Raw genomic sequence first — 12578 nt, forward strand, 5'->3', positions numbered from 1 at the left:
ATGAGACGCACACGCGCCCAGATTCGGGATTACCAGGCTGAAGCCGCCCTGTTCTCACGCAGGGCGATTGTGGCTTTTGTTGGCATTATTGCCCTGATGGGGGTTCTGCTACTCAACCTGTACAACATCCAGGTCAACCAGTACCAGGACTACAAAACCCGCTCTAACGATAACCGGATCAAGGTAGTTCCTATCGCCCCTAACCGGGGACTGATCTACGACAGAAACGGCATTTTGCTGGCCGAAAACCGCCCGGTTTTCAGCCTCGAACTCACCCCTGAGAAGATTAAAAACATCGATGAGACCATCGAAGGGCTGCAGACGTTTCTTGAGATCACGCCTGAGCGCGTTACTGCGTTTCACAAAGAACGCCGCCGCACCAGACGGTTTAAATCCGTTCCCCTGCTGACCCAGCTAAACCAGGAGCAGGTGGCCAAATTCGCCGTAAATCAGCATAAGTTTCCTGGTGTAGAGGTTACCGCGACCCTGAAGCGTTTCTATCCGTATGGTCCTGCTCTGACCCACGTACTCGGTTATGTATCACGTATCAACGACCGGGATTTACAGCGTCTGGAAGCAGAAGACAAAGCCGCCAACTATCAGGCAACCCGTGACATCGGTAAGCTGGGAATTGAGCGCTTCTACGAAGATGTATTACACGGCACCGCCGGTTATCAGGAAGTCGAGGTTAACAGCCGTGGCCGGATCATCCGTACCCTGAAGTATGTACCGCCGGTACCAGGCAAAGACCTGGTGCTGAACCTGGATATCGAACTGCAGGAATACATCTACAAGCTGCTTGATGGCCGCCGCGGTTCCACTATAGTGCTCGATCCGGAAGACAACGGCGTCCTGGCTATGGTATCGAGCCCGAGCTATGACCCGAATGCGTTTGTACACGGCATTTCCGGTAAAGCCTACCGCGAACTGCTGAACGATAAAAACCGTCCGCTGGTAAACCGTGCAACCCTTGGCATCTATCCGCCTGCTTCAACTGTTAAGCCGTTTATCGCGGTTGCCGCGTTACAGGAAAAAGTGGTCACCCCGTACACCACCCGTAATGACCCGGGTTACTGGAAGATCCCAAACTCCAAGACCAAACCATTCCGGGACTGGTTGCGCTGGGGCCACGGGAAAGTGGATATTACAAAATCTATTGAAGAGTCAGTGGACACCTTCTACTACCAGATCGCTTATGACATGGGCATCGACCGCATTTCCAGCTGGATGATGCTGTTTGGCTTTGGTGATTACACTGGCATCGACATCCATGAAGAGAGTAAAGCCAACATGCCAACCCGCGAATGGAAGATGGCGAGACACCGCCAGCCCTGGTATCAGGGGGACACCATTCCGGTCGGTATCGGCCAGGGTTACTGGACCGCTACCCCGATGCAGATCGCCAAGGCGACCTCTGTACTGGTAAACCGTGGTACGGTAATGGCGCCGCACCTGCTGCGCTCAACCATAGACAAGAGCCAACAGCCTTACCTGGAAACCATGGCACCGATTGAAACCTATCCGCCACTGCAGGGGATAAAACCTCAGTTTTGGGATATTGCCCTCAACGGGATGAAGCTGGTAAACCACGGTAAGAAAGGCACCGCCCGACGCGCCTTCTACGGCAGTAAGTACAAGACTGGCGGTAAGTCCGGTACCGCGCAGGTATTTGGTCTGGCAGAAGACGAAGAATACAATGCCGATGAAATTGCAGAGCACCTGCGTGACCACGCGCTCTACACCGGCTTTGCCCCATGGGAAAACCCGGAGGCTGTGGTCTCTATCGTGCTGGAAAACGCCGGTGGTGGTTCATCTCAGGGCGGTCCGGTGGCACGCCGTATCTTCGACCACATGTTGCTGGATAAGAAAAAGGAAACCAAATAACCATGAAATTTGACCCATCAACCGGACAAAACCGTGGTTTCTTCGAGCGCCTGCACATTGACCTGCCGATGCTGCTCGGCATTTTACTGCTGATGCTGTTTGGCCTGGTGATTATGTACAGCGCCAGCGGTCAGAGTCTTGCCATGATGGACCGTCAGGCCATGCGTATGGGCCTGTCACTGCTGGTAATGTTTGTACTGGCCCAAATCCCGCCACGAACCTACGAAGCCCTCGCTCCGCTGCTGTTTGTTGTCGGGGTATTGCTGCTGCTCGGAGTACTGTTTTTTGGTGAAGCCTCCAAGGGCGCCCAGCGCTGGCTCAACCTTGGATTTGTCCGCTTCCAGCCATCAGAGCTGCTCAAACTGGCGGTGCCTCTGATGGTCGCCCGCTATATTGGCCGCCAGGCGCTGCCGCCGACCATGAAGACCCTGATGGTTTCACTGCTGATGGTGTTTGTTCCGACCATTTTGATCGCCAAACAACCAGACCTGGGTACCTCTATTCTGATCGCTGCGTCCGGTATCTTTGTTATCTTCCTCGCCGGGATCAGCTGGAAGATCATCGCTGCTGCTGCGGTTGGCCTTGGCGCCTTTATCCCTGTACTTTGGTTTTTCCTGATGCGCGAATACCAGAAAGTGCGGGTACGCACCCTGTTTAACCCGGAGTCGGATCCGCTGGGCGCGGGCTATCACATCATTCAGAGCAAAATCGCGATCGGCTCCGGCGGCATGACCGGCAAAGGCTGGCTGCACGGCACCCAGTCTCAGCTTGAGTTTCTGCCAGAACGCCATACCGACTTTATCTTCGCGGTGATCGGTGAGGAATGGGGCATGCTGGGTGTTATTGTCCTGCTGTGTGTTTACCTGTTTATCATCGGCCGCGGTCTTCGTCTGGCAGCCAAAGCCCAGACAGCATTTGGCCGGATGATGGCAGGCAGTATCGTACTGAGCTTTTTCGTTTACGTGTTCGTAAACATTGGTATGGTAAGCGGCATTCTGCCGGTGGTGGGTGTTCCGCTGCCGCTTATCAGCTACGGCGGCACATCAATGGTGACCCTGATGGCCGGATTCGGTATCCTGATGTCCATCCATACCCACAGAAAGATGTTGTCCAAGGCAACCTGATGAAACTGAAGACTCAAACCCAGCACTGGCCCCTGTCCGGACTGATGATTGCCACCCTGCTGGCGGGCTGCACCAGTTCCGACTCCGGCCGCTACAGCCTGGAAGACGACGTAGCCCCTGATAGTCCGATCGATGTGGCGCATATCGAAGACGCCACCCCAAAATACGAACCGGTCAGCCTGGGGGGTAACAAAGACTACACTCTGCGCGGCGAGAACTACGAGATCGTCCGCGAACCGGACGGTTTTAAACAGCAGGGCATTGCCTCCTGGTATGGCAAGAAATTCCATGGCCACCTCACCTCCAACGGTGAGATCTATGACATGTACTCGATGAGCGCAGCCCATAAAACCCTGCCGCTGCCAGCCTATGTTAAAGTCACTAACAAAGACAATGGCAAAAGTACGGTAGTACGGGTGAATGACCGGGGGCCGTTTCACCCGGGCCGGATCATCGACCTGAGTTACGCGGCCGCTTACAAACTGGATGTGATCAAAACCGGCACCGCCAATGTTGAGATCGAATACATCACAGTGGATAAACCGGAAAACAGCGAACAAAAGCCACTTGGACACTACGTGATTCAGGTGGCAGCCTCCGGAGATAACGAGCGGGCAAAAAAACTGGCAGGGGAACTGAGTAAAACGTTGTCGGTCAAAAGCTTTACCCAGGATACCGGCAAAGTGCACCGTATATTTCTTGGCCCGTTTGATGACGCAGAATTGACAAACAAGCTCCTCGCTCAGGTACACTCGCAGGGCTACTCATCGGCATTTATTAAAGCGGCGCCCTGAAGCCGGTTAAACATTGCGTTTTCGTTGACAAGGAATGTGACACTTTTCCCGTCTAATTCACCGTATAACTCTGACGCAGCAGGATCATTCTGCTAAGATAGCGGAAGTTTGCCTGAAACAATCACTTATTTGAACAATGACTTTCATGAAAAAAACAGTTCTTAAAACGCTGCTGATTGCCTCAACCGCAGCGATTGCCTCAACCGGCCACGCGGCCCCTATCGTTGTTCCTGATGCTCCGGAAATCGCCGCCAAAGGCTTTGTCCTGATGGACTACAACTCCGGAAAAATTCTGGCAGAAAAGGAAGCCAACACCCAAATGCACCCGGCGAGTCTGACCAAAATGATGACCAGTTACGTCATCGGTCAGGAGCTTGAACGCGGCAACATCTCTCTGGATGACAAAGTCGTGATCAGTAAGAATGCCTGGGCAAAAAACTTCCCGGACTCTTCAAAGATGTTTATCGAAGTAGGCACCACTGTCAGCGTGGCAGACCTGAACCGCGGTATCATCATCCAGTCGGGTAACGATGCCTGTGTTGCCATGGCTGAACACGTTGCCGGCTCTGAAGACGCATTCGTAGACCTGATGAACGCGTGGGCCAAGTCCATCGGCATGGAAAACACCCACTTTGCCAACGTTCACGGCCTGGATAACGACGCACTGTTCTCGACTCCTTACGATATGGCGCTGCTGGGTCAGGCAATGATCCGCGACGTACCGGAAGAGTACCGTATCTACTCCGAGAAGAAATTCACCTACAACGGCATTACCCAGTACAACCGTAACGGCCTGCTGTGGGACAAGAGCATGAACGTGGACGGCATCAAAACCGGCCACACCAGCAAGGCAGGCTACAGTCTGGTGAGCTCAGCAACCCAGGGCAAAATGCGCCTGATCGCCGCGGTTATGGGCACCAAGAACGCCAATGCACGTAAAGCAGAAAGCAAGAAACTGCTGAACTACGGCTTCCGCTTCTTCGAAACCGTTTCTCCGCACAAAGCCGGTGAAACCTTCATCAACGAAAAAGTGTGGATGGGCGACAAAGACACCGTAGCGCTGGGCGTAGCAGAAGATACCTATGTCACCCTGCCACGTGGCCAGGCGAAAAACCTGAGCGCTAACTTTGTTCTGGACAAAGAGCTGCAGGCTCCGGTCAGCAAAGGTGACGTAGTAGGCCGCCTGTTCTACCAGGTAGATGGCGAAGACATCGCTGAATACCCGCTGATGGCGCTGGAAAACGTCGAAGAAGGCAGTCTGTTCAGCCGTCTGTGGGACTACATCGTGCTGCTGTTTAAGAGCCTGTTCTAAACCCCGCGTTTAAATCCTCCAAAGCCGCCTCATTCAGGCGGCTTTGTTATTCTTGAGATCCCGGTCAATAGCCTGTACTATTTCGCACCGCTTTAATGACTATATTTTTTGGAGTTCTCCGCAATGCTGAACATCAACTCTGACGCTAAACTGAAAGATCTTCTGGAGTTCCCGTGTAAGTTCACTTACAAGGTAATGGGCTACGCGAAGCCTGAACTGCCGGAAAAAGTGCTGGAAGTGATCCAGCGTCACGCGCCAGGTGACTACAGCCCTTCAGTAAAACCGAGCGGCAAAGGCACTTACAACTCAGTTTCGGTCACAATTACCGCAACTTCGATTGAGCAGGTAGAAACCCTGTACAAAGAACTGGGTGAGATTGATATCGTGCGCATGGTTCTGTAATTCAGACCACACCAGTACAAGCAGCGGCTCTGAGCCGCTGTTTTTGTATCTGCCACACAGCATTGATGCAAAAAGCGCATTAATCCACAGAAAAAAAGTCCGCTTTGGGCTATAGTGACTTGCTTAAAACAAGTTTATAATCTTTTTACTTTATTTATTCTGCATTACAGAGGTACGCCTTTTGTCTCTTGTCCAACATCAGTTAGTGGTAAAAAAACTGGGCCGTCAGGACTACGAGCCAGTATGGCAGGCGATGCACGCCTTTACTGACCAGCGCAACGACGACACCATCGATGAAGTATGGCTGGTTGAACATAACCCGGTCTTCACACAGGGTCAGGCCGGAAAGGCCGAACACCTGCTGAGTCCGGGCGATATACCGGTAGTGCAAAGCGACCGCGGCGGACAGGTGACCTATCACGGTCCCGGTCAGCTGGTTGCCTATTTTCTGATTAACCTGAGACGGAAGAAACTCGGGGTCAGGGATCTGGTCACTCAGATCGAAAACACAGTCATAAAAACATTAGAGCAATTTGGTATTCAGTCAGCCGCCCGTCCGGACGCCCCCGGCGTCTATGTAGACGGCAAAAAGATCTGTTCTCTTGGTCTGCGCATCCGTAAAGGCTGCTCTTTCCATGGCCTGGCACTGAACGTAGATATGGACCTCAGCCCGTTTCTGCGCATCAACCCGTGTGGCTATGAGGGAATGGAAATGGTGCAGGTTCACCAGCTGGCTCAGGGCGCGGATCTGTCCGCCGTTGAGCAGGCCCTGGTGGACGCACTGGCGTCTCTTCTTGACTACCAGCAAGTCGAATTCATCACAGAAAGCGAAGTATCATGAGCAAACCAATCCAGATGGAAAAAGGCGTCAAGTACCGTGATGCCGATAAAATGGCCCTTATCCCGGTCAAAAACATGCCAGCGGAACAAAAGGAAGTGCTGCGTAAGCCGGAATGGATGAAAATCAAGCTGCCTTCAGACAGCCAGCGCATTCAGGACATCAAAGCTGCGATGCGCAAAAACAAACTCCACTCGGTATGTGAAGAGGCTTCCTGCCCGAACCTTGCAGAGTGTTTTAACCACGGTACCGCGACCTTTATGATTCTGGGGGCTATCTGTACCCGCCGCTGTCCGTTCTGTGACGTGGCCCATGGCCGTCCGCTGCCACCAAGCGCCGAAGAACCAACACAGCTGGCCAAAACCATCTCAGATATGAAGTTAAAATACGTGGTAATCACCTCGGTTGACCGCGACGACCTGCGTGACGGCGGTGCTCAGCACTTTGCCGACTGTAACCGTGAGATCCGCGCCCTGAATCCGGAAATCCGCATCGAAACACTGGTACCTGACTTCCGCGGCCGGATGGAAACAGCGCTGGAGCTTCTGAAAGACAATCCGCCGGACGTGTTTAACCACAACCTGGAAACCGCGCCACGCCTGTACCGCAAAGCGCGCCCGGGAGCCAACTACAAGTGGTCTCTGGAACTGCTGAAGAAATTTGGCGAACAACACCCGGATGTTCCGACCAAATCCGGCCTGATGATGGGTCTTGGTGAAACCAAGGAAGAGATCATCGAAGTACTGAAAGACCTGCGTGCGCACGGTGTGACCATGCTGACCCTTGGCCAGTACCTGGCACCGAGCCGTCACCACCTGCCGGTAGAGCGTTACGTGCCGCCGGAAGAGTTTGATGAGCTTAAACAGGTCGCTCTGGACCTGGGCTTTACCCACGCAGCCTGCGGCCCGTTCGTGCGTTCATCCTACCACGCTGACCTTCAGGCCAAAGGCGTAGAAGTTAAATAAATCAATAAATTAGGCGTGTCTGATATTTAATAACAGACACGCTTTTCTCCTCCTGCAGTTTTACTCCCCGCCCTCTTTCCGCTACCATGTAAGATAATTAACAAAAACCTGATACAACATAAAACCAGAGAGTTTAACGTTGCATCAAAAAGGGAGTCTCCCTGTCACTCTTTTCACGTATACACTGTTTGGGATACACGTATGAAAAACATTTTAGCAGCGGGTCTGATGGCCATTACCCTGGCAGGTTGTGCTTCTGCACCTACGCAGCAGGACAACTACATGGACGCCTCTTTCGAGCTATGTAACACCGAAGTAAAAGTTTACTCAGTTAGTGATGACGGCCGCGTACGCATCGTATGTGCCGACGGCTCGAAGTTCGCGCTTAAAACAGAGCAAACCCTGGACGTAATGCGCGAAATCAACGCTGACTACTGCATGGGCGAAGGTCTGGCAAGCTTCAACGAAAGCACCCGCTACTACCAGTTCCGCTGTAAGTCAGGTGAGCTGCTGAGCATCAACAAGTAATGTTGGTGGGGTGAGCAAGGCGCTCACGGAAAGTTAAGTGGAAACGGTGGCTTTGAGCTGCCGTTTTTGTTTTTTGGGCGCTGGGCGCTGGGCGCTGGGCGCTGGGCGCTGGGCGCTGGGCGCTGGGCGCTGGGCGCTGGGCGCTGGGCGCTGGGCGCTGGGCGCTGCAAGATATTTCCCGGCCCTGAACCTGGCGTCAAGCCCCATTAGCCAGATGTATCAAAAGTAACTACCGCGATCTCCCCCAGGGCCCAGAGCCTTAATAAAAAACGCCCCCAGTCTCCTGAGGGCGCCTTAATCTCAACAAACGCTGAACCGGTTACGCATAAACCGGCAGGCGCTTACAGATTTCCAGCACTTTAGCTTTGGTTGCTTCGATAACGGACTCATCGTTGATGTTGTCCAGAACGTCACACATCCAGTTTGCCAGCTCTTTTGAGTCTGCTTCGGTGAAGCCGCGGCGGGTGATCGCCGGAGAGCCTACGCGGATACCAGAGGTCACGAACGGGCTGCGCGGGTCGTTTGGTACCGAGTTCTTGTTCACGGTGATGTTCGCTGCACCCAGCGCCGCGTCTGCTTCTTTACCTGTGATGTCTTTATCAATCAGGTCAACCAGGAACAGGTGGTTTTCAGTGCCGTTAGAAACAATCTTGTAACCGCGCTCCTGGAACTGAGCGACCATGGCTTTGGCGTTTTGCACCACACGCTGCTGGTACTCTTTGAACTCAGGCTCCATCGCTTCTTTAAACGCTACCGCTTTACCAGCGATTACGTGCATCAGAGGGCCACCCTGACCGCCAGGGAATACTGCTGAGTTCAGCTTCTTGTACATATCTTCACCCGCGTTAGACAGGATCAGACCACCGCGTGGGCCAGCAAGGGTTTTGTGCGTCGTGGTAGTCACAACATGCGCGTGAGGAACCGGAGTCGGGTACACGCCTGCAGCGATAAGACCGGCAACGTGTGCCATATCTACGAACAGCCAGGCGTCAACTTTGTCTGCGATTTCACGCATGCGCGCCCAGTCTACGATCTGTGAGTATGCAGAGAAGCCACCGATGATCATTTTCGGCTTGTGCTCCAGTGCCAGTTGCTCCATCTCGTCGTAATCGATCTGGCCGGCTTCGTCGATACCGTAAGGAATAACGTTGTAGTGCTTACCGGAGAAGTTTACCGGTGAGCCGTGAGTCAGGTGACCACCGTGCGCCAGGCTCATGCCCAAAACAGTATCGCCAGGGTTAAGCAGTGCCATGTATACAGCACTGTTTGCCTGCGAGCCTGAGTGTGGCTGAACGTTCGCGTACTCACAATCGAACAGCTGACACGCGCGGTCAATCGCCAGCGCTTCCGCTTTATCTACGTACTCACAACCACCGTAGTAACGCTTGCCAGGGTAACCTTCCGCGTACTTGTTGGTAAGTTGAGAACCCTGAGCTTCCATTACACGTGGGCTGGTGTAGTTTTCCGAAGCGATCAGCTCAATATGCTCTTCCTGACGAAGAGTTTCTTCCTGAATTGCTGCATATAGCTCAGCATCATAATCGGCGATATTCATATCACGCTTTAACATCTGTATCTCCTGACTCAGATAATTACAAAGTGGCAAAAAAACCACACAACGACCAAAAGCAAACGTTTTCGTCCCCGTTGAAGTTGACGACATTCTACATAAATTGATCCAGGTCATAAAGTGTTAAAAAACACTTTCATTGTGCAATTTCTTCATGATGACCATTAATCCCTGTCATCGGTGTGGTGAATATGATTAACTCCTGAGCCGCAGGTGTCAACCATCGCCTTTACAGGGTGTAAAGTGTCACTTACAACAGGTTACGACTATTAATTGCCTGAAGCTACCGAAAATTACACTTTTTTCTTACTATCCGCGCCAGTTATTCATGAGAAAACATGGTAAGTGATGGAAAAACACACAAAACGCGAAGACTGGATTGCGATTCTGACCGGCACTTTTGTCGTTGCTCAGGGGGTCTACTTTCTTCAGGCGGCAGAACTGCTGACCGGCGGCACCACCGGCCTGGCGCTGCTGATGACCCACTTTGTCCCGCTCAGCTTCGGTACCCTGTACTTTATCGCCAACTGCCCGTTTTACGCGCTGGCGTGGCTGCGCTTCGGCCCGCGCTTTGCGTTTACCAGCCTGATCTCCGGCGCACTGGTCTCGGTTATCACCGATCACCTGCCGTACGTACTGACCATAGAGAGCGTGAATCCGATTTACTGTGCCCTGATTGGCGGCCTGCTGATGGGACTGGGGATGCTGATCCTGTTCCGCCACCGCACCAGCCTGGGTGGGTTTAACGTACTGTGCCTGCTGATCCAGGACAAAACCGGTTTCTCTGTCGGCAAGAGCCAGATGATCATTGACTGCGGCATCCTGATCGCCTCTTTCTTCTTTGTTTCACCAGAGGTAATCGCGATTTCGGTTCTGGGTGCCTTTATGCTTAACGTGGTACTGGCAATGAACCATAAACCAACCCGCTACGTGGTGAGTTATACCGGTAAAGCGAAGTAACTTAAACCGCCATATCTCAGGGGCCGGTCACTGACATCAGGTTAAGTGCGTCAGGCCCCTCAAGCGTTCAATACCCCCCTGCTCCCGCTGCGCCCAGCCGTCCGACCCATCACCACATTTAGTTATCTTCTCCCTCAACAACTCCCACCGGGTCATCCTGAACTGGATTCAGGATCTGCTCAAAGCGCCGTATAAGTACGCGAACGCCTGTCACCGAGCTTGCCGCAACAATGAAGAGTCGCCACTGCGAGATAAGTTTTTCCCACGCTGAAAGCAGATCCTGAATCGCGCTTAACTTCCGCAGTGCGTGGCTGGTTAACGGGAGCGCGTTCAGGATGACCAGGGAGAGACCTGAAGATAAAGTTCCCTTCTCCACCCGCTTTTCAGAAAGGCCAATAAAAAAGAGCTTTGCAACGTTTCCGCTGCAAAGCCCTGGGCAACCGCCCGAACTCCCCAATTCTCTCCCGTTTAAAACTGAGGATGCATGGCCGGGGGTCAGCCGTGCTCTTTTAATATCACCCGGGTTTCGTACGGGCGAAGAGTCAGGTTCGCGCTGACCGGCGCGCCTTCCATATCACTGTAGTTACCCAGCAGGTAACGCGCTCCTTCCACATCACCGAGTTCAACCTGCGCCTCTTCTCCATAGTAGTTATTCAGGCAAATCAGCGTCTGGGAGTCACTGCGGCGGCGGTAGGCAAACACCTGTGGGTGCTCCGGCATCAGATCGGTGTAGTCACCCTCAGTTATTACCGCGATCTCTTTACGCAGCGCGATAAGACGCTGATAGAAGTAAAACACCGAGTCCGGATCGGCTACCGCCTGTTCGGCGTTTATCTGCGGGTAGTTTGCTGCCACTTCCAGCCATGGTGTACCTGACGTAAAGCCGGCATGTTCACTGTCATTCCACTGCATCGGCGTACGGGAGTTATCCCGTGACTTCTGCGCCAGAATCGCCATCATCTCATCGTGTGAAACGCCCTGCTCCTGAGTCATGATGCGGTACATATTGGTACTTTCCACATCGCGATACTGATCGATTGAAGTGTAACCCGGGTTAGTCATACCGATCTCTTCACCCTGATAGACATAAGGCGTCCCCTGCATCATATGTACCGATGCTGCCAGCATCTTGGCCGACTCTGCCCGGTAACGCTCATCGTTACCCAGACGGCTGACCACGCGTGGCTGGTCGTGGTTACACCAGAACAGTGCGCCCCAGCCTTTGCCGTTCAGACCGGTCTGCCAGTGATTGAAAATCTGTTTAAGCTGCTGGAAGTCAAATGGCGCTTTGGTCCACTTGTCACCGTTTGTATAATCCACTTTCAGGTGATGGAAGTTGAATACCATAGAGAGCTCTTTGCCACTCAGGTCTGAGTACTGCTGGCAGTGCTCCAGGGTAGTCGAAGACATCTCACCTACGGTCACGCTGCCGTATTTCTGAAATACCGCTTCGCTGATCTCCTGCAGGTACTCGTGTACGCGCGGACCATCAGTATAGAAACGACGACCGTCACCAACATGGTCATCAGCAAAGTCCTGCTGCTTGGAGATAAGGTTAATTACATCCAGGCGGAATCCATCGACCCCTTTCTCAGCCCAGAAGCTGATCACCTCTTTCACTTCACCGCGGACTTTCGGGTTTTCCCAGTTAAGGTCCGCCTGCTCTTTGGCAAACAGGTGCAGGTAGTACTGGCCGGTTTTCTCATCCATCGCCCAGGCGTTGCCACCAAACTTTGACTGCCAGTTATTTGGCTCGCGTCCGTCGACCGGGTCGCGCCAGATATAGTAGTCACGGTAAGGGCTCTCTTTATCGCCCAGAGCAGACTGGAACCAGTGGTGATCAGTTGAAGTATGGTTAACCACAATATCCATGATAATACGGATGCCGCGCTGGTGTGCTTCGGCAAGTAACTGCTCAAAATCAGCCATGGTGCCGAAATCAGGGTTGATCGCGTAATAGTCGGAAATATCGTAACCATTGTCGATCATTGGAGACTGGTAAACCGGGGTCAGCCAGATAGCGTCAACGCCGAGTTTGTGCAGGTAGTCCAGCTTAGAAATGATTCCCTGAATATCGCCGGTGCCGCGTCCTGCGCTGTCACAAAAGCTTTTCGGATAAATTTGATAAACGGTTGCCGTGCGCCACCAGTCGGCAGCCTGTCCGTCTTTAAGTACTGCAGTCATTTCTGAGCTCTCTCGTT

At 53.0% G+C, this 12578-nt stretch carries 11 protein-coding genes; 9 read left to right on the forward strand and 2 right to left on the reverse strand.

What is annotated here, in order from left to right:
* The 8 genes from mrdA (at nucleotide 1) to ACVB80_RS11620 (ending at nucleotide 7847) form a co-directional block, all read left to right on the forward strand.
* Nucleotides 1-1884: a penicillin-binding protein 2 gene (mrdA, locus tag ACVB80_RS11585; protein WP_481081437.1), complete on the forward strand. Its 1884-nt coding sequence runs from the start codon at nucleotides 1-3 to the stop codon at nucleotides 1882-1884.
* A gap of 2 nt (nucleotides 1885-1886) precedes the next feature.
* Nucleotides 1887-3008 carry a rod shape-determining protein RodA gene (gene rodA, locus ACVB80_RS11590; RefSeq protein WP_481081438.1) on the forward strand — a complete coding sequence of 374 codons (1122 nt, stop codon included), beginning with the start codon at nucleotides 1887-1889 and terminating at the stop codon, nucleotides 3006-3008.
* A complete protein-coding gene (locus ACVB80_RS11595; protein WP_481081439.1) occupies nucleotides 3008-3802 on the forward strand; it encodes a septal ring lytic transglycosylase RlpA family protein in 795 nt (264 codons plus the stop codon). The genes rodA and ACVB80_RS11595 overlap by 1 nt, the downstream gene beginning before the upstream one ends.
* 145 nt (nucleotides 3803-3947) lie before the next feature.
* The gene (locus ACVB80_RS11600; RefSeq protein ID WP_481081440.1) at nucleotides 3948-5114 is read left to right on the forward strand and encodes a serine hydrolase; all 1167 of its coding nucleotides are present in this window, start codon (nucleotides 3948-3950) and stop codon (nucleotides 5112-5114) included.
* A gap of 123 nt (nucleotides 5115-5237) precedes the next feature.
* Complete coding sequence (gene ybeD, locus ACVB80_RS11605; protein ID WP_481081441.1) at nucleotides 5238-5516, forward strand: DUF493 family protein YbeD; 279 nt, start codon at nucleotides 5238-5240, stop codon at nucleotides 5514-5516.
* Nucleotides 5517-5697: 181 nt separating this feature from the next.
* Nucleotides 5698-6357 (forward strand): lipoyl(octanoyl) transferase LipB, encoded by a 660-nt coding sequence (gene lipB / locus ACVB80_RS11610; protein ID WP_481081442.1) that lies wholly within the window; start codon nucleotides 5698-5700, stop codon nucleotides 6355-6357.
* The gene (lipA, locus tag ACVB80_RS11615) at nucleotides 6354-7319 is read left to right on the forward strand and encodes a lipoyl synthase (RefSeq protein ID WP_481081443.1); all 966 of its coding nucleotides are present in this window, start codon (nucleotides 6354-6356) and stop codon (nucleotides 7317-7319) included. The genes lipB and lipA overlap by 4 nt, the downstream gene beginning before the upstream one ends.
* 201 nt (nucleotides 7320-7520) lie before the next feature.
* On the forward strand, nucleotides 7521-7847 hold the full coding sequence (locus tag ACVB80_RS11620) for a hypothetical protein (protein ID WP_481081444.1): 327 nt from the start codon (nucleotides 7521-7523) through the stop codon (nucleotides 7845-7847).
* A 319-nt stretch (nucleotides 7848-8166) separates the two neighbouring features.
* Here the strand turns inward: ACVB80_RS11620 and glyA are convergent, their stop codons facing one another.
* Nucleotides 8167-9417 carry a serine hydroxymethyltransferase gene (gene glyA, locus ACVB80_RS11625; protein WP_481081445.1) on the reverse strand — a complete coding sequence of 417 codons (1251 nt, stop codon included), beginning with the start codon at nucleotides 9415-9417 and terminating at the stop codon, nucleotides 8167-8169.
* A 348-nt stretch (nucleotides 9418-9765) separates the two neighbouring features.
* Between glyA and ACVB80_RS11630 the strand changes: the two genes are divergently transcribed.
* A complete protein-coding gene (locus tag ACVB80_RS11630; protein ID WP_481081446.1) occupies nucleotides 9766-10377 on the forward strand; it encodes a YitT family protein in 612 nt (203 codons plus the stop codon).
* Nucleotides 10378-10872: 495 nt separating this feature from the next.
* On the opposite strand, the gene treC is transcribed toward ACVB80_RS11630, so the two are convergent.
* On the reverse strand, nucleotides 10873-12561 hold the full coding sequence (gene treC, locus ACVB80_RS11635) for an alpha,alpha-phosphotrehalase (protein WP_481081447.1): 1689 nt from the start codon (nucleotides 12559-12561) through the stop codon (nucleotides 10873-10875).
* Between the last annotated feature and the right edge of the window lie 17 nt (nucleotides 12562-12578).

This window comes from Vibrio sp. 9-16B-A1, assembly GCF_056726165.1.